Origin of the sequence: Acidobacterium capsulatum ATCC 51196 (assembly GCF_000022565.1) — a bacterium.
In the GTDB taxonomy this organism is placed as follows: Bacteria; Acidobacteriota; Terriglobia; order Terriglobales; family Acidobacteriaceae; genus Acidobacterium; species Acidobacterium capsulatum.
The window spans coordinates 2,656,607-2,682,178 of record NC_012483.1; the positions used below are offsets into that span (position 1 = coordinate 2,656,607).

Sequence of the window (25,572 nt, forward strand, 5' to 3'; positions counted from 1 at the left end):
GATTTTTCTCTCCGTGGGAGCAGTACGTTTCCTAGTAGATTGTTTCTTAGTTGGACTCCGATGTCACGGTCTCGCCCCATTCGTTTTCTGCCACGAACCGCGCTATTGTTTGGCCTCATCATAACGAGCGCCGCTATGACGCCGAACACCCGTGCGCAAAGCTCTTCGCATCTGCGAGCTGTGGCGGTCTATGAATATCTCGGCAGCATCGAAAAGCCAGCCCGAAGCCGCCTGGTTCCTGTGGCCATCTGGGATGGAACGCAGTTTCAGCCAGCGGGTTTGTATCTGGCAAGCCCCGAGCCGCTCGCGGTCGAGTCGGGCACGCTCTATGAGCTGATGCATCACGGCATCGGCGTGGGCCAGATCGAGGTCAATCAGGCAGAGCAGACTGCTTCCGGATGGATCGGCCTTGTTCACTATCTGCCCAATCCAAAACCCGTGCAGGCAAAACTCAAGCTGCCCTCTTACCTGACCGAATCAAAAGATTTCGAGTCAGACACTCCGCACTTTGCCTACACGCCGCCCAAATCGACTGGAGTCGCGGGCCCGGCCGCACCCTCCCAGGCAAGCGCCCAGAGTGGGCGGCCCACACTGCACACCCAGGAAACTCCAGCAGAAGAAGGCCGGCCGACGCTGCATGAGGCCGGGAGCGAGCCGCCCTCATTGCACCGTCCAGACACATCCGCGACTGGCAATGCCAATCTCAACTCGCGCACCGCTCCGCCTGACCGGCCAAGGCTTTTCTATGGCAAGCCCAAAACAACCGCAACAAGCGAACAACAGGATCTGCTGACCGGGCAGCCGGTGAATCTGCAGCAGATGGTCGCCATCTCTGATCCCGATGGAGCAGAGAATCACTCTTATGTGTGGAACTGGTCATCTCCCGCGGAAGAGGCGGAAGCCAGAGCATCCATGGAAGAACTGGCGCGGAGCCTTTTGCATACCAGCGCAACCGTACCTATCCAGCGAGCAAAAGGCGCCAGCATCCCCTCCGTTTCCGCTGGCTCATCCAACGCCTCTGGACTAGCAGCGGAACATTTTCACGCCTTTCAGCTTTCCTGGGGATCCGGTGCCGTATATGTCTACTCTGCGCGAACCGAAGCGCCGGCGCAGCAGACGCGATACATTACCCTCATCGCGCGGCCAGATTTTAGCGGCGGCCTGGTCACGCTCTATCGCAGAATCACCCCTGCTGCCCTGCTCGATTATCAGCCGCGCCTGCGGGTGATAGACACGGTGGACGCAACCGGCAACGGGCAGGCCGATCTGCTATTTGAAATGCTCACCCGCAGCGCAAGACAGTTCGCGATCTTTCAGGTAGGAAGCACCGAGGCGCAACCCGTCTTCATCACTGCGCCGCAATAGTCTCGCCGCGCACTCTTCCTGGGTCGGCGAAGCCTGATGACAGTTACATTTTCGGCAGTTGCGCGGTACTCCATCCGCCGCCGAGCGCCTCAATGAGTTGCACGCTCGCCGCAAACTGCCGCGTGGTGATGTCGGCTTGCGTACGTTCGTTCGACAACTGTGCTGATTGCGCCGTGAGCACTTCCAGATAAGTGGTCACTCCGCCTTCATACCGATGTGTGCTCACCTGTAGCGAGTGCCGCGCAGCGGCCACCGCGTTGGCCTGCGTAACTGACTCCTGCTGCAGAATGCGCAGGGCCGAAAGGTTATCTTCTACCTCTTGAAAAGCCTGCAGCACCGTCTGCCGGTAGTTGGCGACACTGGCGGCGTACTCATCACGTGCCTGCCGGGTGAGTGCGTGCCGTTGGCCACCGTCAAAGAGCAGCTCCATAGCTGAAGCGCCCAGCGACCATAGCTCACTGGGGCCTTGTATCCACGTGCCCGGCTCCGCGCCCTCAAATCCGCCGCTGCCGGTCAGCGTAATGTCTGGGTAATAGGCCGAAATAGCGATACCAATCTGCGCATTGGCTGCATCGGCCGACCGTTCCGCAGCCGCAATATCCGGGCGGCGCTCAAGCAGTTGCGAAGGAACTCCCGCAGGGATTTGCGGAAGCCCAGGACTTAAGGGCGCAGGCGGCAGATGAAACTGTGAGGCGGGAACTCCGAGCAATGTGGCAATCGCATGCTCATACTGTGAGCGAGCGACGCCGATATCAATTGCCTGCGTCTTTGTGCTCTCCAGTTGCGTTTGCGCAAGAGCTACATCTGACTCCGTAGCGACGCCGCCATGAAATCGTATCTCAGTGAGTGACAAATAGTCCTGATAGGTCTTGAGGGTGCGATTGAGAATCTGCTGCTGCAAATCCAGGCCGCGCATCTCAAAGTAATCCAGAGCCAGCTCAGCCTGCAGGCTGAGTTCTACATTCGCGGCCTCAGCCGCGCTGGCCTGCGCATTGGCGCGAGCCGCTTCTACTGAGCGGCGCACCCGGCCAAAAAAGTCTGGCTGCCAAGATGCCTGCCCTTGCAACACGTATGTGTTGTACTGCAACTGCGAGAGCGCGGCATGACTGTTGGGTGCGTTGTTAGAGCTGCGGGTCCGGCTGATGCTGGGTCCGGCGGTCAGCGTCGGAAAGTACTGCGACCGCGCCTCCTGCACCTGCTCTCTCGCGGCAAGATACTGATCGACCGCAGCCTGCAGCGTCTGGTTTGAAACGGAGACACGCGCCTCGAGCGCATTGAGTTCCCTGTCACCATAGAGCTTCCACCAGTCTCCTCGCAGCGCGGCATCGCTCGGCTTTGCGTGCTGCCATGTCCCGGCAGGCGGAGGGGCCGAAGACTGGCTCCAGGCAGGCGGTACAGGGGCCGACGGCCGATGATATTGCGGCCCCACCGTGCATCCGGTGGCCGCGAGCGCGAGCGCGCAGCAGGTGATCGACAGAGTGCGCCGCATGCGTCAGCTCCTGGCCTCTGAGGCGTGCGTCACGGTCTGCACGGCTTCGCCATCAATCAGCGAGTCCGGCGGATTCTGCAGCACTTCATCCTGCGCGTTGAGGCCGCTGAGCACCTGCACCACGCGGCCGTCATTCTGGCCAATCGTAATGGGTATCAACTGGATTTTTCCGTTCCGTACGATCGCCACCTGCAAGCCATGCTGCTGAAAGATCAGAGACGATGCCGGCAAAATGAGCGTTGGGTGCTTCACCTGCAGGTTGAAATGCACCTGCGTAAACATGCCGGGGTATAGCTCACCCTTGCGGTTATCAACATCCACCTCGACCAGCAGTGTGCGCGTGGTTGGATCAATCGACTTTGACGTGCGAACGATTCTTCCAGTGAATGTGCGATTTGGAAACTCGCTGAAGGTAAGATGAGCCAACACGCCCGGCACGCAGGCCAGTGAATCCACCTGGGGAACATTCACATACACGCGCAGCACGTGTTCGTCCGCAATGTGGAAGAGCTCTTGCGCCGTCCCGTTCTGAATCAGCGTTCCCGTATCGACGTCACGCGCGGTAATGGTTCCGCTGAAGGGCGCATAAATCTTCTCAAAGCCCACCATCTGCTCCAACCGATCGACGTTGGCCTTGGCAGAGTTTACCTGCGTGCGCGTGGACTCCTGCTGGGTCACAAAGGTATCGCGATCCTGAGCTGAGACGGCGTTCTGCTTTAGGAGCGCCACATATCTCTTCGCCTGCACCGCGGCATTGGCGGCATTGGCTTCGGCGGTGGCAAGGTCTGCTTTGGCCTGGAAGAGCTCCTGGTCCACTTCCGGGCTAGCGATGGTGGCAAGCAGTTGACCCTTCCGCACATGAGAGCCGATGTCAAAGTACCACTTCGTCAGGTAGCCGCTGGTGCGGGCATAGATGGGCGAGTCTTCCCACGCATACACATTGCCCGGCAGCACGAGGTCTTCGCTGGGCGCGCCCATTTGCGGGCGCGCCACCTGCACGACCGGCTCTGCATTTGTGATTGTTTGCTCCGCCAGCACATGCTTCGCGTGTTCGCGCGGCAAGATTCCAGCTAGCGCCAAAATGGCAGCAACCACCAGCAGCACCACAACTCCGAGCATGGCAGCGCGGCCTGAAATCTTCGGTGGAGCATGACGTGGTCCCATGTCCCGGCTCGCTTCATGGCCGGGGTGGGTTTCGCCTTCAGGCGCGTTTGGCAATGGCATATGGTCACTCATGAGGCAGAGTTCTCCAGAGGCTGGGGGGTGTGCGTGTGTCGATAAGCGGCGCGTTCTCTGCGGCGGCGTTCGATGCGGCCATGCACAGCACTGAAAAAGGTAGGCACAAAGAAGAGGGTGGAAACCGTTGCGAAGATCAGTCCGCCGATCACGGCGCGGCCCAGCGGTGCATTCTGCTCTCCGCCTTCACCCATGCCCAGGGCCATGGGCAGCATGCCGATAATCATGGCGAGCGCTGTCATGATGACCGGCCGAAAGCGCGTGAATCCCGCATTCAATGCGGATAACGCAGAGTCTCCCACCGTCTGCTCCAACTGTTCGCGTGCAAAGGAAACGACCAGGATCGAGTTTGCCGTCGCCACGCCCATGCACATAATGGAGCCCGTCAATGCAGGCACGCTGACATGCGTGTGCGTGAGGAAGAGCATCCATACAATGCCACAGAGCGCGGCCGGCAATGCCGAGACGATGATGAAAGGATCAAGCCAGCTCTGAAAGTTGATCACAATGAGCAGGTACACCAGCAGGATGGAAAAGAGCAGCCCGGCATAGAGCCCGCGGAAGGAGGCATTCATCGTCCGCACCTGGCCGCGTACCACAATGCGCGAGCCGCGTGGCAGCAGATGCTTTTGCTGCGCAATGATCCTGTTGATGGCATTGCTGACAGTACGCAGGTCAGTTCCCTCGATATTGCCATAGACATCGATCACCGGCGTGATGTTGTAGTGGTTCACGGTGCCCATCTCGTCGCCCTGCTGAATGCTCGCCACGTTGCCGAGGATCTGAACCGGCACGCCGCCCATCGGCGCATTGGCGGCGGGCAGTTGCATCCCGGCGCCGGTGATTGATTGTAGTGAGGGCGAAGTGGTTGCCGGGACCGATCCACTGCCGCTGCCTGCGCGAACCGGAATGTTGCGCAGCTCCTGCAGCGTGTCCAGATCATACTGTGGCGATTGCACGGCAATCTCGTAGCTCACTCCATTCCTAGGGTCGAGCCAGAAGGCCGGAGAGGTCTGGAAGCTGCCGCTTGTCGCCACCAGCAGGCTTTGCGCAATGTCGCGCTGCGTCAGGCCCATCTCATTCGCCTTGGTGCGGTCAACATTCACGAACAGGCGCGGCTCATCAAAGGGCTGCTGAATGCGCATATCCACCGTGCCCGGCACCGTCTTGAGCTTGTTCAGCAACTGCTCGGCAAATCTTCGGTTGGCGTAGAGGTGGGGGCCAACAATCTGCACATCAATCGGGGCCGGTAATCCGAAGTTCAGAATCTGCGTCACCATATCCACGGGCAGCGTGTAAAAGGTAACTCCGGGAAATTCATATTTGAGCTTCTTGCGCAGAATGTCGATGTACTGCTGCGTGGGACGATGCTTTTGCGTAAGCACCACCTGAATGTCGGCATCGTTCGGCCCCACGGGTGCGGAGTTGGAGTATGACGTATTAATGCCGCTGATCGGAAGGCCAATATTGTCGATGATGGTGACCAGTTGATCGCTGGGAATCACTCGCCGAATAGCGTGATCAATGCGGTCGCACAGCGCGGCGGTATCTTCAATGCGGGTGCCGGTGCGGGCCCGTACATGCAGCTTGAATTGCCCCGCATCGACGGTAGGAAAGAAGTCCTGCCCCAGAAACGGAAAAAGCAACACTGCGGACCCGATCATAAAGATCAGAAACAGTGACAAAAACACCGCGGCATTCCGAATGCAAAGCGAGAGAATCGCGTAATACACGCCGCGCAGGCGCTCAAAGCGGTCATCGAACCAGAGATAGAAGCGAGTGAATGGATTTCGGCTGCGCTGGCGGCGCGCCGCTTCTTCATCGTCGTGCTCTCGCAACAGATAACGCGCCATAGTCGGCACCACCGTGCGCGAGAGCAGATACGAGGCAGCCATGGCGAAAACCACCGCCTCTGCAAGCGGCACAAACAGGTATCGCGCTACGCCGGTCAGAAAAAACATCGGTACAAAGACGATGCAGATCGAGATGGTCGATACCAGCGCCGGCACCGCAATCTGCGAGGCGCCGTCGAGAATCGCTTGCTCAATCGGCTTGCCCTGTTCCAGGTTGCGATTGATGTTCTCTACTTCCACCGTCGCATCATCCACCAGAATGCCGACGGCCAGCGCCAGCCCTCCCAGCGTCATGATGTTGATGGACTGCCCAAGCGCGCTCAGCGCCAGAAGCGACGCAAGAATCGCCAGAGGAATCGACACCGCAATGATCAGCGTGCTGCGCAGGCTGCCGAGAAACAGCAGAATCATCAGTGCCGTCAGGCAGGCGGCAATCACGCCCTCGCGCACCACGCCGTCGATCGACGCCTTCACAAACACTGATTGATCGGCGAGCGGCGTGATTTTCAGGTTTGGCGGAAGCTGCGACTTCAATTGGGCCAGCTTCTTCTTCACTCCATTGATGATGTCGAGTGTGGAAGCATCGCCAGTCTTGATCACAGACAGCAGAGAAGACCGCTGCCCATCCACGCGCACAATGTTGGTCTGCGGCGGCGACCCGTCGCGCACATGCGCCACGTCATGGATGTACACCATCGCCCCGTTCACGCTGCGGATGGGCAGGTTATTCAACGCGGCGATCGTGGCTGGTGCGCTATTCGTATCGATCTGATATTCAAGCGGCCCGATCTTGATCGTTCCGCTGGGCAGAATCAAATTCTGTGCCGCGATGGTGTTGACCACATCCGCAGGCGTGAGCCCCTTCGATTGAAGCGCCGGCAAGTTGAGATCCACCTGCACCTGGCGCAATTTTCCGCCATAGGGATAAGGCACGCCAGCGCCAGGAACTGTGACCAGTTGCGTCCTCACAAAATTCATGGCCAGGTCGCCGAGCTTCTGTTCTGACATTCCCTTGCCCGACAGGCCGACCTGAATCACCGGCACACTCGATGCGTTGTACTGAATAATCAGCGGCGGCGTCGTCCCCGAGGGCAGATGCTTGATCTGCGTCTGGCTGATGGCCGTGATCTGCGCTACTGCCTGCGCAATTTGCACATTCGGCTGAAAGTAGACCTTCACCACCGCAATGCCATCCAGCGAGGTCGATTCGATATGGTTGATGTCGTTGACCGTCGTCGTCAGCGCCCGCTCAGTGACGGACACAATGCGGTTGGCCATCTGTTCCGGCGAGAACCCCGGATACTCCCAGATGATGGAAACCACGGGGATATTGATATTCGGAAAAATATCCACGGGCATGCGCAGAATCGCAATCGGCCCAAGAATCAGCAGCAGCAGTGCGAATACAGCAAAGGTATAGGGCCTGCGCAGCGCAAGGCGAACAATCCACATAACGGTCTAAGACTCCCGTCGAGGCAGCAGGACATTCTGGTTTTGATACGGCGGCTGCCCGCACGTCGGCTATGGTTTCGCCGCGAAGCAAACCCGACGGAATGACTCTTCCTGCGGCAGTGGCTGCCCTCTAGCTTAATGCCAAAGGGATGTTGGAAGTATCAGTAGACGATCCAGACCGCCGGAAAGACTCGCCAGCCAGCCGAGACAACAACAGCCACGCCGCTTGGCGTGGCCGTTGTTGTCAGGAGGCATTCCCGGCAAGTCGCTACTTGCTCAGAATCGGTTCCAGCGTCTCGGCGGAGCAGTCCACCAGCGATTCCGGGTAATACGCATTCACAATGTACTGCTCGATCATGCGCTGCGTGTTAAAGAAGGAGCCATTCAGCGCGATCGCCGAGCGCATGATCTGCTGCCACTGCTCGGGCCGCTGGTAGTAAAGTGGCAAAATGGTCTGCTCCAGATGTTCATAGAGCGAGGCCGCTTCCCCGGCTTCATCTTCGCGATCTTCAATCGCCCATCCGGTCACACCTTCAATCCAGCCTTCAATCCACCAGCCATCCAGAATGCTGAGGCTCGGCACACCATTCAGCGCAGCCTTCATGCCACTGGTTCCCGAGGCCTCATAGGGGCGCTTCGGAGTGTTCAGCCACAGGTCCACGCCGCCGGTCAGCAGTGCCCCGAGCTTCCATGCATAGTTCTCCAGATAAACGATCTTCAGCTTGTCTGAGCTGTACTCATGCGCCAGCTCAATCACGTGCTTGATCTTGGCTTTGCCCGGCTGATCGGCCGGATGAGCCTTGCCGCTGTAAAGAATCTGCAGGCCGCCAAACTGCTCGGCCATCTTCACCAGCCGCTCGGGATCATGAAAGAACAGATCTGCGCGCTTGTAAGTGGCCGCGCGGCGCGCAAAGCCGATCGTGAAGACATCTTTGCGCAGCTCGGTGCCGGCCAGCTCGCGCACCGCGTCCATCAGCAGCTTCTTGCCGGCGCCGTGAGCCTCCGCCACTTCATTTTCTGGAATATCAATGGCATACCGCAGCGTCACGTTGTCCTGCCGCCAGCGCGGCATGTGCCGGTCAAACACGGCCTGAAAAGCCGCCGAGGTCCAGGTCGCCGCATGCACGCCATTGGTGATGGCGGTGATCTTGTAATCCGGAAACATCGCACGCGAAACCTTGCCATGCTGCATCGCCACGCCATTCACAAAACGCGAGAAGCGCAGCGCAATGTAAGTCATATTCAACAGGCCGTCATGGCATGCTCCGGCGCGCTCCAGCAGGGTGGCGCACTCTTCGCCCAGAATGCGGTGCGCCTGCTCCATCGAGAAGCGGTCATGGCCGGCCGGCACCGGTGTGTGCGTCGTGAAGACGCAGCGCTCGCGCACTGCGGCAAAGTCCCGCTCCGTGGCAGTCGCGAGAGTGCGGCCTTCCAGGTGCTGCTCCAGCACGGCGACGGTCAGCAGAGCGGCATGACCTTCATTCATGTGATAAACCGCCGGATCATATCCGAGCGCCGCCAGCATCTTCGGTCCGCCCAGCCCCAGCACGGTTTCCTGACGCAGACGATAGTTTCCGTCTCCGCCGTAGAGCTGGTCGGTCAGGTTGCGGTCTTCCGGGTCATTCTGTTCGAGATCCGTGTCGAGCATGTAGATGGGTACTGTGTGCCCGGTCACCCCGTGAACGTCAAACCGCCAGGCGCGAATCGCTACGGACCGCCCTTCCACTGTCACCGTGACGATGGGTTCTTCCGCAACCAGCTTTTCTTCGGGAGACCAGGGCTGAGACGAATCCGTCTGATTTCCTTCGCCATCCAGATGCTGCTGAAAGTACCCTTTGCGATGAACGAGCGTGGTTGCTACCATGCGCAATCCCAGATCGGCGGCAGACCGTAACGTATCGCCGGCCAGAACACCCAGGCCTCCGCTATACGTCGGCATATCCGGGCGAATGGCAATTTCCATGGAAAAATACGCAACCATGCCGTCTTCGGCAGAGCGGGCGAGCGCAGAGAGATGGGAACGATTGGTTTCGGTCATGAAGGCTAAACATCTCCTAAAACCCGGGCCAGAGCCTCAAGATGGCCGGTTCCGGGGCATTCGTTGGTTTTGGGCCCGGGAAAAAGAACACACAATACGCAATCCCCAGCCGTCCGGTATTCCGGGCTGTGAAGGTATCCCTCTGCCGTTCCCTGAGTTTGCTCCGGCGGGGGGAAGGTCGGAAGCACCACGGGAGCCACTGCTCCACGTTTTACCACTGGCCTCCACGAGGAAATCGTGAAAACTCCTGCCAGTTCCATGTTGCAGCAAACCACTAAACTTGGCGAGCGCCTGCGGCAGCTTTGCAGAGATAGATGTCCGCTTGGATGCCGGTGGCGGACAAATAGCCTTCTTTCAGGCGTTGAGCAAAGGCCTCCGCTGCATGAACCGGCACCAGATTCACTGTGCAACCGCCAAACCCTCCTCCGGTCAGTCGGCTTCCAATGCAGTCTGCATGCTCGTGCGCCAGCTTCACCAGCAGGTCGGCCTCAGGGCAACTGGCTTCAAAATCATCACGATAGCTGGCATGTGCCTCCGCCATCAGCCGCCCCATCTCCTTGAGATTCCCTGCGTCGAGCGCGGCGGCGGCAGCCACGGTGCGGGAGTTCTCCGTGATGATGTGCCGGCAGCGGCGATATACATTGTCCCGCATCTGGGGCCGGGCTTTTTCCAGGTCGTGGACGCTGGCGTCGCGCAGCGCATGAATTTCCGGACGCAGATTATGCAGAACGGCCGTGCCCTCCGCCACTTCGGCGCGGCGAACCTTGTAAGCGCCATCCGCATGCGAGTGCTTCACCATGCTGTTGATGATGACCAGGCTGATGTCGTGCGGCAGAGGAGCCAGACGGTACTCAAGGCTGCGGCAGTCCAGCAGCAGCGCGTGGTCTGCGGCTCCGCATGCGGAAACAAATTGATCCATGATGCCGCAGGGCGCGCCCACGTACTCGTTCTCGGCCCGCTGGCTCAGGCGCGCCACTTCGGGGCCGCTGAGGCGCTTCCCGGCCATATGCAGCATGGCCAGTGCGGAGGCCACCTCAATGGACGCCGAGGAACTCAGGCCCGCGCCCAGCGGCACATTGCCGGCAATCGTCATCGAAAACGCCGGAACCCGGATGCCCATCTGACTCAGGACCGCGTGCACTCCCATGGGGTAGTCATGCCATTGCCCGGTGCCGTGGGGCGGAACCGCAGCGGCATCGAACGAGGCCTCCACATTAAAGTTCTGCGAATACAGCACGACGCGGCCGTCCTTGCGTGGCGAAATGGCCACAGTCGTCTCCAGGTCAATCGCCGCCGGAAAAACGAATCCTTCCGCATAATCGGTATGCTCGCCAATCAGGTTGACGCGGCCCGGCGCAACAAACAGTGCTGTTGGTTCCTCGCCAAAATGCTTTGTGTGTCCTGCAGCCAGGGTGTGCTTATCCATCATCGTCATTTCTATCGTTCTTCTTTCACTTTCGCCAGTGCCGCGTGCGTGGCGTCTTTCACGCGATTCCATATTTCATCCATCCAGACAAGATGCTCTGGCTTCATCAGCACAGACCGTAGGCAGGTCACGGTGGCATTCTCTTGAGCGTCTCGCCAGGCGCCGGCCGCAAACAGCGATGCCGGCATCTGCACCAGCGCCAGATGCAGATCCCGCGCCGCAGCTTCGTCAAAAACAGCCTGCGCCCGCGCAGAGGACTCTTCCACGCTCTCTCCCCGCACCGCCCACACCACAATGTCCAGTTCAGGTTCCATCGGCGCCAGGCAGTCAGGACTCCCTGCCAGCCGCTCATGCAGGAGCAGCGCCGCTTTCCGGCTGGCCTCCAGCCCCTGCGCAAACTCCCCGCCCGTCACCAGCGGCAGAGCCTGTTGCGTTGCCCACAGGGCCACGGCTGACGCACCCGCACGCGAACACTCCAGGCTGATCTCCCCCAGGTGCAACTCGCCCGAGGTGAAATAGGTATAAGGCGAGTCATGCTTATAAAAGCGTCCCACCGCCGGATCGCGGAAGAGCACGCATCCGCACCCATACGGCTGCAGGCCGTGTTTATGCGGGTCCACCACAATCGAGTCGGCCTCCGCGATTCGTTCATAAGCGCGGCGTGCCTCAGCGGCCAGATTGCCCGCCAGCTTGAAATAGCCTCCATAGGCCGCATCCACGTGTATGCGAAACCCGTATTGCTCCCGCAGCGCCAGCACTTCCGGCAGCGGATCCACTGCTCCCAGCCCGGTCGTCCCCAGCGTCACCACCACCGTGCCGACATCGCCTTCCGCCACACGGCTGGCGAGGGCCTCCATATTCATTCGCCCCCATCGATCCGCCGGAATCGCCGCAAACGGCAGCTTCAGTACCGAGCTGATGCGCTGGTGCGTGTAGTGCGCCTGCGCCGAAGCCACCACATGCTTGCCGGGCAAAATCTGCCCAGCCACCCACAGCGCCTCCAGGTTGGCAAAGGTGCCTCCGCTGGTCAGATGGCCCAGAAACTCCCGCCATCCGAACATTCCGGCAATTTCGCGCACAGCCTCTATCTCCATGGCCGAGCTGGCGCGGCCCCCATCGAGGGCGTGGTTATTCGGGTTCACGGCCATTGCCATGGCGTAGGCGGCGCGGGCTACCGGATGCGGCGGCTTCAGCATCTGCCCGGCGTATAAAGGATGAAAGTAGGGATAGTTGTCCCGCATGCGCTCGACAGCGGCGGCTAAAGCGGCAGCCGCTCTCTCCCGGCCCGGCAGCGGAGTCTCCGGTCCTGATGGCAGGTCAAAGCCTGCGGAGAGCAGCTCCAGGGCTCGGACAACAGCGTCCGGCATGGGGTCGAGCAAAGGAAAGGCCATCGCACTCAGCATACTGGCTTCTGGCGCGCCGCACGATGGTCTCAATCAACCATTCCGGTGGCTTTCCGGCCCCGGACGCCTCATTTGTTCTCAGATAATAGAAAGGTGACTGGAGACGGACCTCGATTGTTACTTTTTATTGAACCGTTACTATTGACACCGAACGTCCTCAACTGATTTGCAAAACTCTGCTAGACTGGGCGTGCGTTAGAACCGAACCGGGCAAAAGCAGTTCTCGCCCAGTAGTTGTGCAAGTTTCTGCCAGTGAGGCTCCGATTCACTCCAGCGCAATTCATTCCAGGAAAAAGCAACAATGGAACAAGGTACTGTGAAGTGGTTTAACGACGCGAAGGGCTTCGGCTTCATCTCGCGCCAGAATGGCGAAGATGTCTTCGTGCACTACTCGGCCATCAGCTCGAATGGCTTCCGTAGTCTGCAAGAAGGTCAGGCCGTGCAGTTCAACGTCGTTAAGGGGCCAAAGGGCTGGCAGGCAGCAGACGTTCAGCCTCTGTAAGACGCAAACAAATTACAAGAAACAACAAAGGAAGCGGGCTTCGGCTTGCTTCCTTTGCATTTTGGGCGATAGATCCCAGCTTTTCCCCGCCGGCCCCGGCGCTTTTGGTCCCGTTGAAAAATCACGCTTCCGGAACATTTCGGCCCGTAATCGCGTATGATGCTTTTTCCCGCTCGAAGCTTATTTCCAAGGAGGACCAATGCAACTCATGCGATACAAGGCGGCCCTGGCTGCCGCCGGGCTCGCTGCGACTCTCGGCCTGACCGTGACGGCCGTGGCGCAGAAGGCTCCCACTGCCAAACCCAAATCCGTAGCCGTTCCGAAAGTGATTCCCGGCTTTGATGCCAGCGCCATGGACACCTCGGCCAACCCCTGCGACAACTTCTACCAGTTCGCCTGCGGCAACTACGCCAAGCTGCACCCCATCCCGAACGACCTGCCGGAGTACGACCAGTTCGTCTCGCTCTACGAGTTCAACACGGCCGCCCTGCACCGCCTCGTCGTGCAGGCTGCGCATGCCGGGCCCAACCGCAGCGCCAACCAGCAGAAGATCGGCGACTATTACCAGGCCTGCATGGACACCTCGCAGATCAATAAAGACGGCACCGCGCCGCTCAAGCCCATGCTGGATCGCATCAATGATCTGACCAGCAAGAAGCAGTTGCCCGCGCTGCTCGCTGACCTGAACAACCAGGACGTCACCGCCTTCGTCAACTTCGGCTCCCAGCAGGACCTGAAGGACGCCAGCAAAGAGATTGCGGTCATCGATCAGGGCGGCCTCGGCCTGCCCAACCGCGGCTATTACTTCCGCAAAGATGCGCGCAGCGTAAAGCTCCGTGAGCAGTACGTCCAGCACATCGCCAACGTTCTGCACCTGCTCGGCGACTCAGACGCCCAGGCGCAGTCCGAAGCCAAAAACATCATGCAACTCGAGACTAATCTGGCCCAGTCCTCGATGGGCATTGTCGAGCGCCGCGATCCGCACAAGACCTACCACATCGAGACCGTCAAGGCCTTTGCCCCGACCGTGCCCGTGCTCAACATGCCCGAGTTCCTCAAGGCCATCGGCGCGCCCCCTGTCTCCTCGCTCAACGTTGCGGTCCCCGGCTTCTTCACCGCGCTGAACAAGACCATTCAGGACACGCCGCTTTCCACCATCAAGAACTACCTGCGCTTCCACCTGGCCGACTCTTACGCCTCGCGGCTGCCCGAGCAGTTCGATCAGGAAAACTTTGCTTTCTACGGCCGTGACCTCACGGGAACTCCGCAGCAGCAGCCTCGCTGGAAGCGCTGCGTGAACTCGACCGACAGCGCGCTGGGCGATGCTCTTGGCCAGTTGTACGTGGCGAAGTACTTCACGCCCAGCCAGAAGAAGGAAGCTCTGACCATGGTCCACGGCATCGAAGCCGCCATGGGCAAAGACATTGAGCAGAGCGACTGGATGAGCGCCGCCACCAAGCAGAAGGCTCTTCAGAAGCTGCACATGATCGCCGACAAGATCGGTTATCCCAACAAGTGGCGCAGCTATGCCAAGCTCACCATCAAGCCGGATGATGCGCTCGGCAACTCCATGCGTGCCCGTGTCTTCGAGAGCGCCTATCAGCTCAACAAGATCGGCAAGCCCGTGGACCGCAACGAGTGGTTCATGACGCCGCCCACCGTCAATGCCTATTACGATCCCAGCCAGAACACCATCAACTTCCCGGCTGGCATTCTGCAGCCTCCGTTCTATGACAAGAACGAGCCGGCCGCGGTCAACTACGGCCACATCGGCGCCGTCGTGGGTCACGAGCTCACGCATGGCTTTGATGACCAGGGTTCGCAGTTTGACGGCAAGGGCAACCTCGACGACTGGTGGACGCCGCAGGACAAGAAGAACTTCAACGAGCGCACCGCCTGCATCGCCAACGAGTACAGCAGCTTCACTGACGCAGGCCTGCACGTCAACGGCAAGCTCACGCTGGGCGAAGACACGGCCGACAACGGCGGTGTTCACCTGGCTTTGATGGCCCTCATGGCGCGTCAGGCCATGGATGGCGGCCACATCTCGGGCCCTGCTGCCACAGGCATGGCAGCCAAGTACACGCCGGAGCAGCAGTTCTTCATCGCGTTTGCGCAGAACTGGTGCTCCAACATGCGCCCGCAGATGACGCGCATGCTCATTCAATCGGACCCGCACGCTCCCGACGCCATTCGCGTCAAGGGTGTGCTCGACAACATGCCGCAGTTTGACAAAGCCTTCAGTTGCCACGTGGGCCAGCCCATGGACGCGGCCAAGAAGTGCAGCGTCTGGTAGTTGCACCCAATCACCCAAAAAAAGAGGGACGCGAAATGCGTCCCTCTTCTCACGTTGGTGACAAACCTATGCAGCAATCGTTTTGTAACAGGGCATGACTTCAGTCATGCCGATCAAGCTCAATGAAATCAGCGGGCTTTAGCCCCTGCGCGATGTTTGTTCTGCTCCAATTCAACTTTGTCAGCCGTCTGAGAGGGACGCGTCTCGCGTCCCTCTTCTGAAACCTCTCACCGGCCTTCGCGCAGCCGCGTCGCCAGCCGGTCCGGCAGGCCCGCCCCGAGAATCCGCATCTGCGCCAGCCGCACATCGTAGGGCACGCGATAAAACATCACGATTCCCTCGGCATCGTCATAAGTCGCAAACGCCGCGCGCCAGTCCCCATCGCGCGGCTGTCCCACCGAGCCGGGATTCAGCAGATAACGCGCCCCATCGCGCAGCACCAGTTGGTAGCACTCGCCCCGGTCGCGTGACCCATACTGCGGCGTCAGCCGGAACCACTCATGCCCGTTGGTGGCAAATCCGCCCTGCACATGCGTGTGGCCAAAGAAGTTGAGCCGCGTCTCCGCCTGGCACAGCGGCTGCCACGCATCCCGCACCGTCAGCACATACTGGTCTTCATCGAGCAGCGAGCCATGCACACAGCTTACGGCTGGCCCATCAGGATGAATCGGCCCGGCCGCCATTTGCCGCAGCCATTGCGTGTGCTCTTCCGTCAGCACAGCCCGCGTCCATCGTGCGGCGCGGCTGGCAATGGGATTGAAGTCCTCGAGATCCGACAATCCGCAGCAGGCGCGGTCATGATTGCCGCGCACAAACACATTGCCAAACTGCCGCGCGCGGTCAATCACTTCGTTGGGATTCGCCCCGTAACCCACCACGTCTCCCAGATTCCAGACGCAATCATGCTCGGGCGCCGCCGCCATCACGGCGGTCAGCGCCTCAAGATTGGAATGAATGTCCGAGAGAATCAGCGCGCGCATGAGGACCCAATTCCCACTCTAACGGCAACCCACCGGCATTCCAAGCCCCGGAATACTTCCCGCGCATCATTCCATCTCAGGTGTCCGCTTGCCCTCAGCCCGCACTGTACGCCCGCTCCTTCCATGTGGCCTGCACGCCGAGCAGCTTGCGCATCAGCGAGACCCATTGCAGCACCAGCAGCACCGCAATCCCCAGCGGATGCAGCAGCACGCTCCGCCACGACTGCTGGTAACGCCATGAGGCCACCACGCGCGGCAGATATCCGGCAGCGACGGCGGCCGCTGCGCAGGCAGCCGGCAGCGAGTGCATCGCCCCGGCCCCGTTCCACAGCATCCACACCAGCAGCGGCAAGGGCAACACCTGCCCCAGCCCCAGCAGCAGCGTGAAGGGGCCAATGCGCGCGGGCGCAGCCAATCCCTCCGTGGCGTTCTTGCCCAGTCCGCGCCACACCTCGGGGGCGCTGCGATACATCCGGCACGTCGCCAGATGCGTCAAATCCGCCAGATCGGTGCGCAGCCCCACGCTACGGTAGCGCTGCGGCAGCAGCAGACCATCGTGCATCGTGGTCCGAATCGCCGAATGCCCGCAGCTACGCAGGTAGGCATGCCGGTCCGTCAACATGAACTGACCGCAGCCCGCCGCAAAGCCCGGCGAAGTCGCATACCGGCGCATCATCGCCAGCGGTAAAAATCCCAGCAGCACAAAGTGAATCAGCGGCAGCAGCAGCCATTCCAAAAGGGTCTTGGTTTCCTGGCGGGGAAAGCCACTCACCAGCGCCGCGCCGGACTTGCGCTGAAAGGCCACCATCCGCGCCAGCGCTCGCGGCGCGAGCCGCACATCCGCATCCAGAAAGCAAAGCAGCTCATAGCGCGCCAGCCCGCCCAGCACATAGCAGGCATGCTGCTTGCCATTCCAGCCCTCGGGCAATGGGGGAGCCGTCGCCAGCCGCAAGCGTGCGTCCTTGCGCGCATGGGCACGTACCACATCCGCCGTGCCGTCGGTCGAGGCATCGTCCAGCACAATCAATTCCAGATCCACGCCGGTCGATCGCAACACGCTTTCCACGGCCGCGCCAATCGACAATTCTTCATTGCGCGCCGGAATCAGCACGGAAATCTTCGGCCTGCCGTCATCGGCATCCGGCTGCGGAGGCTCGGCGAAATACAGCAGATTGCACAGAAACAGCAGGCAGGGCAGCAGCGCGCATACCAGCGCGGCCAGAGCAATCCACATCATGGCTGGCGGTTCCTGCCACGTCCATGCGCCAACGACTGCCACAAAGAATACACACTCCCCATCCCGCGCCCTCCTTCGAGAATAGTCTCAAACCCCGCAGCATCGCGCGCGGCAGACATCTGCATCAGCTCATCGGATGCAGCCGTCAGCGCGCCGGCCAGACGCGCATTCACGCTCTCCACTGCTCTCGATTCGTCCGTCGCGGGAAAAATTTCGGGCGCGCCGCAGTTCACCAGCACCTCCGGTAGCCGTTCATTCCAGAAGGTATACTCCACCGCCAGAGGAAGCACCGTCACGCGCGGCAGCCGCGCCGCCAGCACGCTCAATCCCGCGCGAAACATGAGCGGCCGCGGCCTCACATCCGTGAACGCACCTTGCGGAGTCATCCACAGCACCGAGCGGGGCCGCGAAAAGATCTGCTGGCTGGCATGCAGAAACTGCGCCGCACCACGCGGCGAATGCTGCTCCACTGGAAATAATCCCATACGGCGCAGAACGCTGTAGCGCTCCGCTTCCACGGCATCCATGGGACCGTAGTGATCGTGCTCGGGCAGCAGAGCATGCGCCACGATCATGCAGGTCAGCGGGTCCCACCAGGAGGGATGATTCAGCGCCACCACCAGCGCGCCGTTCTCCTCTTCTGCAGCCTGCTCAAAGCGCGCCGCATGGGCCAGCCGCACGGCGCGAAAATGCCTCGGTACATACCAGCGCAGGTAGAGCCGGAACCACGCGAGCATGGCTCGCGAGGGGCGCGGCAGCACACTGCGCCGGGCGCTCTTCATGCGGGCGTCAGCATCTCCTCGGCCTTGCGCCGCGCCATGTCCGCTGCATCCTTGCCGCGATAGCGCCGGTCTACGGCGTCGGCAGCAATCCAGCCAGACATCATCACCATCGGCATGCCCGGCCCCGGATGCGCCGCGCCGCCCGCCAGGAAAAGTCCATCCATCAGGCGGCTCGCGTTCGCCGGTTTGAAGGCCCCATTCCAGCGTCCGTGGCTGGCGATGCCATAAATCGCGCCATTCAGCACCTTGTAGCGGTTGTGAATATCCTCGGGCGTCAGCGCCCGCTCAAACACAATGCGATCTTCAATATCGGTCAGGCCGGCCGTGCGCTTCAGCTTGTTCAAGATCACCTGCCGGTACTCGGGCAGCATCTTTGACCAGTCCTGCCCGGGCCGCAGATACGGCGCGTGTACCAGAATGTAAAGCGCATCGCCCCCAGCAGGAGCTGTCGCCGCCTCTGTGCCCGTGGTCGAGGCCAGGTAGCAGGTTGGGTCCGGCGCAGGCACGCCCAGGTCATAGATGTGATGAAACTCCTCATGCGGATCGCGCGAAAACACAAAGTCATGATGCGCCAGGTGCTCATAGCGCTTGTTCAGGCCCAGGTAGAGCACCACGCCCGAGCACGCCGGCTCATACTCGCGCTGGCGATTAAACTTCTCGGCCACCTTGCCGCCGAGCAGCTCGCGATACGTGCGCACCGCATCTTCGTTCGACACCACGGCGTCGCAGGCAAATGTTTCGCCCTCTGCCGTCACCAGTCCGGTGACTTTGCCATTCGCCGTCACCAGCCGCTCCACTTCGGTGGACGTCCTGTACTCCACGCCCAGCTCGCTCCCCAGCCGCGTCAGCGCTTCCGGCACGGCGCGCGTGCCACCCATCGGATACCAGATGCCCTCCTCCGACTGCATGTGCCCGATCGCGCAAAGAATCGCCGGCGACGCATCGGGCGACGAGCCGACATACTGCGTGTAGTGGTCCAGCATCTGTGCCACGCGCCCGTCCGGAATAAACTCGCGGATCGTGCCGCCCACCGTCTGCCCCAGCCGCATGCGCATCACATCGCGCAGCACTGAAAGCTGAAACGCTCCGCCAATCTCAAAGGTGTCGCGCATCGAGCCCACTGAACGCCAGAAAAAGAAGCGGTCCGAGATGGCATGCAGTTGCTCTGAAAGTTCCATGAACTCGCGGAATCTTCCACCCATGCCGGGCCGCAGCGCATCGAGTGAGGCAGCCATCTCCGCATTGTCGTGCTTCAGATCCAGTACCAGCCCGTCATCAAAAAAGCAGCGCCACTGCGGATCCAGCCGCACCATCTTCACATAGTCATCCAGGTCGCGCCCCGCCTCCGCAAAGATGCGGCGCAGCACCGATGGGCGCAGCAGAATCGTCGGGCCCATATCAAAGCGGAACCCATCTTCCGCCAGCACGGCCGCCTTGCCGCCCAGCCAGGAGTTCTTCTCAAAGACGGTGACCTTGTAGCCCCGCGCGGCGAGTGTGGCCGCGGCAGACAGCCCTCCCAGTCCTGATCCAATCACTGCGACGTTCATGCAATTCTCCTTGCGCTGTTCTGTTTCCATTTGCGCCCGGCGGCGATGAGCTGCTTCAGGCTTGCGGGCCAGTTCTTCCAGCCGCCGTGGCAAAGCCTGGCCCAAGCGGCAAAGAGCGCGGCGTCATCGCCGCTCACCGGGCGGTAGGCAAGATTGCTCCGCACACGGTTACAAATTACCGTTTGCACGGCGGTCATCTCCAGCAGACCCTCCGGCCCGCGGGTTACGCCAAATCCACTCTGTCCGCGCCCGCCAAAAGAGACGCGCGGGTCCGCAGTCGACACAATCACATCATTCAGCAGCACCGTCCCGCAATCCAGATCCGCGGCCAGCGTCATTCCATGGCGCTCCGGTCCAAAGATGGCGGCGGTGAGCTGATAGCGGCAGGCGCGATGCATCTGCACAGCCGTCTCCACTGATCCAAAAGTGAGAATGCTCAGCACCGGCGCAAAAATCTCCATGCACGCCACCGTCATCGCTGGCGTCACCTCGGCCAGCAGCGTGGGGCCGCAAAGCAGTCCCTCCCCGCTGGCCGCAGCATCGCGCAGCCCATCCATCAGCATCTTCGCGCCAAACAGCGTCGCCTCTTGCACGGCATCGAGCAGGAGTGCTCGCGTCGCGGCGGGCAAGGTCACCGGCTGCATCTCTGCCAGGCGCTTCACCAGCGCCTGCGTCAATGCGGGTGCCACGCTTTCGGCTACCAGCACGCGCCGCGTTGCCATGCAGGTGCAGGACCCATTCAGCCGCAGCCCAAAGGCCACCGCATCGGCCGCGCGCTCTACATCCGCGCCCTCCAGCACAAACACCGCATCGCAGCCCGACAGCTCCATCACCGAGGGCGTCTGCTTGTCGGCAAGCTGGTGCATCACCGCTTGTCCTGTCTTCCCTGAGCCAGTCACAAACACCTTGTCCACGCCCGCCCGCATCGCCTCCTGCGCTTCGTGAAGACGCTCCGGCAAAACCTGCAGCAGATGTTCCTCCAGTCCGCACGCCAGCAGCATGGCTCGCAGCGCATGCGCCGGCGCGCCCGTCTCAGGAGCCGGCTTCCAAAGCACCGCATTGCCAGCCACCAACGCCTGCAGCGCCTGCACGCCCGGCAGCAGCAGGGGGTAATTCGCCGGCGCAACAATCAGCACCACACCGAGCGGCAGGCGATGCGTCTCCACCGCATTGCCCCACAGCCATACCGGACGCCCGCGCGAAGACTCGCGTCGTGGAGCCAGCAACCGCTCCGCTGCAACCTCCAGGTAGCGGCATGCTTCGGCCAGCGGCAAAACCTCCGCCGTCAGCGTCTCTGCAAGATTGCGCTGCAACGCTCCCGGCAAATGCTGCGGAACGGTGGCCGCCAGATCCTCCGCGCCCGAGGCAATTTCGCGGCGCAGCGCTCGCACCACGCGCAGCCGCGAGCGCACCGGCGTTTGCCGCCACCGTTGCTGCGCCGAGCGCATGGTGGCCAGCAGCCGTTCTGTGACAGCCGTCTGTGCGGAATGGCCGGCGGCGTGCATGATGGGCCTAAGAATACGCTTCTGCCACCGTGTTTTGCCGCAACGATGGCACGGCCTCCCACTGCGGCTCGACCTTCAGGTCTTCGAGCAGCAGCCGCGAGGTGATGCGCGCCGACTCAAAGATCACCGGCAACCCGCTGCCCGGATGCGTGCCTCCACCCACCAGGTACACACTGTCCAGGTCCTCAAAGCGGTTGTGCGGTCTCAGGTGCAGCATCTGGTCCAGGCTGTGTGCCATGCTGAAGGTCGCCCCGCGATGCAGCGCAAACTCGCTGCCCCACGTGCGAGGCGTGTGCCGCCGCTCCACGCGAATTCGCTTCTCCACGTCATCGATTCCAATCCGCGCAAGTTGTTGCAGCGCGAGTTCACGAAAGCGCGGCTCTTCCTTCTTCCAGTCCACATTCGGATGCTCGTGCGTCACCGGCAGCAGCACATACAGCGTGCTCATGCCCTCTGGTGCCAGCGTCGCATCTGTAATACACGCATTCTGCACATAGAACGAAGGATCATCCGACAACCGGTGCAGCTTCTCAATGTCCTCTAGATTCTGCCGGTAATCCTCTGAGAGATAGATCGTGTGATGTGCCGCGTGATCGTAGCGGCCCTCAATGCCCAGGTACATCATGAACGTCGAGCAGGAGTAGCGCTTCGACTCAATGCGCTCATCCGTCCACTTGCGGCGCAGCTTGTTCGGAACCATCCGGCGCATCGCCTCGGCAAACTCCGCATTCACCACCACCGCATCGGCGCGCAGCCGCCGGGTTGCTGTGCGCAGGCCGACGGCCTTCCTGTTCTCAAATAGAATCTCCTCCACCGGCTCATCCAGCAGAATCTTCGCGCCCAGGTCCTGCGCCACGCGCGCCATCGCTTCCGTCACCGCACCGCAGCCGCCCATCGGGTGAAACACCCCATGCTCATACTCAAGAAACGACAAAATGCTGAACAGACTCGGGCATGAAAAAGGCGACATGCCTAAGTACTTAGACTGAAAGCTGAAACCCAGCCGGATACGCTCGTCGGAAAAGAAGCTGCGCAAGTCATCGTCAAGAGAGCGCCACGGACGCAGCAGCGGCAGCAGCTTCAGCATCCCAGGCCGCGCCAGATCCTTCCAGCTCTCAAAAGGCGACTCAAGGCAGGGAATAAACCGCTCCAGCTTCTCGCGGTTCTCCTTCAAAAAGTCCCGAAACCGCACCGCATCTCCAGGCGACAGCGCGGCAATTGCCTTTTCCATCTTTTCGATGTCAGGCGTCGCCAGCAGCTCGCCTCCTGAGCCAAAGACCAGCCGGTATTGTGGATCGAGCCTCTTCATCTCGACCTCATCGTCGAGATTGCGCCCAGCCGCTGCAAAAATCTCCCGCAGAATCCGCGGATAAAGAAAGAACGTCGGCCCGGTATCAAACCGGAAGCCATCCGCGTGAATTGTCGAAGTGCGGCCACCCACGCTCGGCCGCTTTTCCACCACCGTAACTTCCACGCCCGATTTTGCCAGCAGAATAGCCGCAGCCAGTCCTCCGGGGCCCGCTCCAACTATGACGACATGACTGGTCCGTTTCATCGAAAAATCCTGATCTCTCTCTGGTCTCTCATATGCTCGAAGAAATCTCTTCTCAGCTTTGCAGAGCCATTCACTCGCATCCACTGCGTATTTTCAGAATTTCCGCAGGACTGCCCGCAAGATAACTCCGTTTTTACTGTTACGAAAGTCAGATTTTTCAGCGATAGAAAGCGCAATCTGCTGCCAGCTAAGTCAGAGTAGCGGAGAACAGGCGCGGTATTGCCCGCGCCTCCTAAGATCGTTTGGGTGGGATGGAAAATTCGGGCAGGAAGTAAAAAATCAGAGGAACGGCGCGGCACGGAAGTTACTCCGCGCCAGCCTCTTGAAGAAATGGCGCAAGTTGCTCGGCGCTGGGTTTCGGTGTCACTGCGCTCACCACGACCAGGCAGAGAACCGCGCTCGCCAGCGCAGGAAAAATGGCATCCAGATGCGCCAGTCCGGCTGGCAGATACGGGTGCAGCCACCGCGAATCCCAGCCCACCGTCACAACCGTTCCAGCCGCAATCGCAGACACGGCTCCGGCGCTGGTCGCGCGTTTGGAGTAGAACGCCGCCAGAATCACCGGCGTCAGCGCTGCCGCGTACACCGTGTAAGCGTAAAGCGTCTCCTTCAAAACCGATTGCGTTCCCATCGCCTGATACAACGACCAGATTCCCAGCAGCGCCACCATCGACCGCGAAACCAGCAGCACTGTCCGGTTCGAGGCATTCGGTGCAATGTAGCGCACAAATACGTCGTTCACCAGGTTGGTCGCCGGTGAAAACAGGTAGTTATTCGCGGTCGAGATAATCTTCGCAAACACTGACCCCACCAGCAGCGAGCCCAGCAGCGCCGGCACGCCATGCAGCCCCACATAAGCGATAATCTCGCGCGGGCGATGCGATACCTCGCCGTGCGGAAACATCACCGAGCCAAACACCGCCAGCGCCACAATGATCGTTTCCAATATGACGGTGCCAATGATCCAGCCCACCACCGCCACGCGCGCATCCCGTTCTGACTTGGCGGAGAAAAACTTCTGATACATCGACTGATTGCCCAGCATCAGCAGCATGGTCGGTAGCGCCAGCTCCATCGCCCACACCCAGCCCGAATCGCCAAACACCGTGAAGTGCGACGCCGGCAGCGAATGCGTCACCACATGCCATCCTCCCACCGCATGCAGCACAAAAAACGTGGCGACTATCAGCGTGAAGGTCGCCAGCAGCCCAATCACCACATCCATGTAGGCCACTGAAGCCATACCGGCAATCGCCGTGAACACAATCACAAACGCCGTGATGATGTAGCGTCCCAGCGTGGCGCTGATCGCCGGAAAAATCAGGTGCAGAATATCTCCGCCGCCAATGATCTGGTAGCTCGTGATGGCCGTATACGCAAACAGCACCGCAATCACGCCCAGCACGCGCGCCGTCTGGTTGTAGCGGGCCTCCAGCAGATCAGGAATCGTGAACTGCGCGAAGCGCCGCGCGCGCGGAGCAATGAAGTAGATCAGCAGCAGGCCCAGCCATCCTCCGGCCGCCTGCCACAGCGCCACAAAGCCATGCTCGTAGGCGTTCTCCGCGCCGCCCAGCAACGAGCCCGACCCAATCCATGACGACAGCAGCGTAAACACCAGCACAAAGGCCGGCAGCGAACGGCCCGCCACAAGGTAGTCGGCGCGGGTCTTCACCGTGTGCATGCGCCCCAGCGACACACCCAGCAAAGCAAGCACAATGGCGCCAAGCACCACAGCGTACAGAGGAGACATACAACACCCTTAATTTCAGGAAAGGTAAGCGTCAGTGTACGGGGAGAAGCGCCTGCTTGTCAGGCCATCCATGCTCAGGCCTGGGCCGTGAGAAAGCGCCGCAGCAACGGCAGCAGCAGCGACTCCAGCTCTTTCACACTCATTCCTGTCATGCGCACCAGCTTCTCGCGCGACTGCAGGCCGCGAATAATCTCGAGCGACGAACCCGGCAGATCCAGTTGCCGCGCCAAAAAGTCGAGCAACTCTTCATTCGCCCGTCCATCGATCGGCGGCGCATGCAGCGCAACCCGCAGCATTGTCTGGCCTTCTTTTTCGAGCACGCCCTGAAAGGACGAACGGCTCGCGCGGGGCGTCACGCGCACCGCCAGCACCGCACCCGTGGGCGTCTCGCGCACCAGGCCCGCCGGAATCATCAGCGCATCTCCCGCTTGCCAAACAGCGCCGTGCCAATGCGAACGCAAGTGGAGCCTTCCTCAATCGCAATCGCAAAGTCGCCCGACATGCCCATCGAAAGCTCTTCAAAGTTCAAGCGTGGATACGCGGCGCTCCACGCATCCCGCAGCTTGCGTAGCCGCCGGAAGCAGTCGCGCGTCCCCGTCTCGCCGCCGGTCAGCGGCGCCACCGTCATCAGGCCGCGCATCTTGAGTGCGGTTAGCTCCGGCAGCCGCTCCAGCAGCGTGCGTGTCTCTTCGCTTTCCGGACTCAGCCCCGTCTTGGCCTCTTCCTCGCTCAGCTTGATCTCCAGCAGCACCGGCAACGTCTTGCCCAGCCGCGCTGCGGCATCCTGCAGGCGTTCGGCCAGCCGCAGCGAATCCACCGTATCCACGCCCGCAAAAATCTCCGCCGCCTTGCCTGTCTTGTTCGACTGCAAATGGCCAATGAGGTGTACCTCGGCATTCTGAATGCCAAGCTGCTCCAGCTCCTGTGCCTTCTGCTGAAACTCCTGCACGCGATTCTCGCCAAACAGGGTCACGCCCGCCGCCACCGCTTCCGCAATGGCATCGGCTGGATGCGTCTTGGACACCGCCATCAGTTGCACGCTCTCTCGCGTCCGCCCGGCATGCCGGCAGGCGGCGGCAATGCTCTCTTCCACCTGCGCGAGCCGGTTAGAAAATGTCTCGCCAGCGACTTCTGAATTCCTCATGGCTAGATGGAT

General features: G+C 60.9%; 18 protein-coding genes. 3 read left to right on the plus strand and 15 right to left on the minus strand.

Annotation, left to right across the window (positions count from 1 at the left end; all coding sequences use genetic code 11):
- Positions 1-135 precede the first annotated feature (135 nt).
- Positions 136-1,365, plus strand: coding sequence for a hypothetical protein (locus ACP_RS10895; RefSeq protein WP_041839507.1), 1,230 nt, complete (start codon positions 136-138; stop codon positions 1,363-1,365).
- Positions 1,366-1,408: 43 nt separating this feature from the next.
- Here the strand turns inward: ACP_RS10895 and ACP_RS10900 are convergent, their stop codons facing one another.
- The 6 genes from ACP_RS10900 to ACP_RS10925 all read right to left on the minus strand — a co-directional run bounded on the left by ACP_RS10900 (position 1,409) and on the right by ACP_RS10925 (position 12,250).
- Complete coding sequence (locus ACP_RS10900) at positions 1,409-2,854, minus strand: efflux transporter outer membrane subunit (RefSeq protein ID WP_015897380.1); 1,446 nt, start codon at positions 2,852-2,854, stop codon at positions 1,409-1,411.
- A gap of 3 nt (positions 2,855-2,857) precedes the next feature.
- A complete protein-coding gene (locus ACP_RS10905; RefSeq protein ID WP_015897381.1) occupies positions 2,858-4,090 on the minus strand; it encodes an efflux RND transporter periplasmic adaptor subunit in 1,233 nt (410 codons plus the stop codon).
- A complete protein-coding gene (locus ACP_RS10910; protein WP_015897382.1) occupies positions 4,087-7,395 on the minus strand; it encodes an efflux RND transporter permease subunit in 3,309 nt (1,102 codons plus the stop codon). The genes ACP_RS10905 and ACP_RS10910 overlap by 4 nt, the downstream gene beginning before the upstream one ends.
- Before the next feature lie 268 nt (positions 7,396-7,663).
- Positions 7,664-9,433 carry an alpha-glucan family phosphorylase gene (gene glgP, locus ACP_RS10915; protein WP_015897383.1) on the minus strand — a complete coding sequence of 590 codons (1,770 nt, stop codon included), beginning with the start codon at positions 9,431-9,433 and terminating at the stop codon, positions 7,664-7,666.
- A 274-nt stretch (positions 9,434-9,707) separates the two neighbouring features.
- On the minus strand, positions 9,708-10,868 hold the full coding sequence (gene galK, locus ACP_RS10920; RefSeq protein ID WP_015897384.1) for a galactokinase: 1,161 nt from the start codon (positions 10,866-10,868) through the stop codon (positions 9,708-9,710).
- Between the two features lie 2 nt (positions 10,869-10,870).
- Positions 10,871-12,250, minus strand: coding sequence for a pyridoxal phosphate-dependent decarboxylase family protein (locus ACP_RS10925; protein WP_238525536.1), 1,380 nt, complete (start codon positions 12,248-12,250; stop codon positions 10,871-10,873).
- Between the two features lie 313 nt (positions 12,251-12,563).
- Here ACP_RS10925 and ACP_RS10930 point away from each other — a divergent pair, with 313 nt between their 5' ends.
- The gene (locus ACP_RS10930) at positions 12,564-12,764 is read left to right on the plus strand and encodes a cold-shock protein (RefSeq protein WP_015897386.1); all 201 of its coding nucleotides are present in this window, start codon (positions 12,564-12,566) and stop codon (positions 12,762-12,764) included.
- 199 nt (positions 12,765-12,963) lie between these two features.
- Positions 12,964-15,060, plus strand: a complete 2,097-nt coding sequence (locus ACP_RS10935; RefSeq protein ID WP_015897387.1) for a M13 family metallopeptidase — start codon at positions 12,964-12,966, stop codon at positions 15,058-15,060.
- A 227-nt stretch (positions 15,061-15,287) separates the two neighbouring features.
- Here the strand turns inward: ACP_RS10935 and ACP_RS10940 are convergent, their stop codons facing one another.
- The 9 genes from ACP_RS10940 to ACP_RS10980 all read right to left on the minus strand — a co-directional run bounded on the left by ACP_RS10940 (position 15,288) and on the right by ACP_RS10980 (position 25,560).
- Positions 15,288-16,040 carry a metallophosphoesterase family protein gene (locus ACP_RS10940; RefSeq protein WP_015897388.1) on the minus strand — a complete coding sequence of 251 codons (753 nt, stop codon included), beginning with the start codon at positions 16,038-16,040 and terminating at the stop codon, positions 15,288-15,290.
- 94 nt (positions 16,041-16,134) lie between these two features.
- The gene (locus ACP_RS10945; RefSeq protein ID WP_238525537.1) at positions 16,135-17,319 is read right to left on the minus strand and encodes a glycosyltransferase family 2 protein; all 1,185 of its coding nucleotides are present in this window, start codon (positions 17,317-17,319) and stop codon (positions 16,135-16,137) included.
- Positions 17,274-18,059, minus strand: a complete 786-nt coding sequence (locus tag ACP_RS10950; RefSeq protein WP_015897390.1) for a lysophospholipid acyltransferase family protein — start codon at positions 18,057-18,059, stop codon at positions 17,274-17,276. The genes ACP_RS10945 and ACP_RS10950 overlap by 46 nt, the downstream gene beginning before the upstream one ends.
- On the minus strand, positions 18,056-19,606 hold the full coding sequence (locus tag ACP_RS10955; RefSeq protein ID WP_015897391.1) for a phytoene desaturase family protein: 1,551 nt from the start codon (positions 19,604-19,606) through the stop codon (positions 18,056-18,058). The genes ACP_RS10950 and ACP_RS10955 overlap by 4 nt, the downstream gene beginning before the upstream one ends.
- A complete protein-coding gene (locus ACP_RS10960) occupies positions 19,603-21,111 on the minus strand; it encodes an aldehyde dehydrogenase family protein (RefSeq protein WP_015897392.1) in 1,509 nt (502 codons plus the stop codon). Before ACP_RS10960 ends, ACP_RS10955 begins: the two co-directional genes overlap by 4 nt.
- A gap of 7 nt (positions 21,112-21,118) precedes the next feature.
- Positions 21,119-22,666 carry a phytoene desaturase family protein gene (crtI, locus tag ACP_RS10965; protein WP_052294786.1) on the minus strand — a complete coding sequence of 516 codons (1,548 nt, stop codon included), beginning with the start codon at positions 22,664-22,666 and terminating at the stop codon, positions 21,119-21,121.
- A gap of 304 nt (positions 22,667-22,970) precedes the next feature.
- Positions 22,971-24,416, minus strand: a complete 1,446-nt coding sequence (locus tag ACP_RS10970) for a sodium:solute symporter family protein (RefSeq protein WP_015897394.1) — start codon at positions 24,414-24,416, stop codon at positions 22,971-22,973.
- 74 nt (positions 24,417-24,490) lie between these two features.
- Complete coding sequence (locus ACP_RS10975; protein ID WP_015897395.1) at positions 24,491-24,829, minus strand: DUF167 domain-containing protein; 339 nt, start codon at positions 24,827-24,829, stop codon at positions 24,491-24,493.
- Complete coding sequence (locus tag ACP_RS10980; protein ID WP_015897396.1) at positions 24,829-25,560, minus strand: YggS family pyridoxal phosphate-dependent enzyme; 732 nt, start codon at positions 25,558-25,560, stop codon at positions 24,829-24,831. The genes ACP_RS10975 and ACP_RS10980 overlap by 1 nt, the downstream gene beginning before the upstream one ends.
- Between the last annotated feature and the right edge of the window lie 12 nt (positions 25,561-25,572).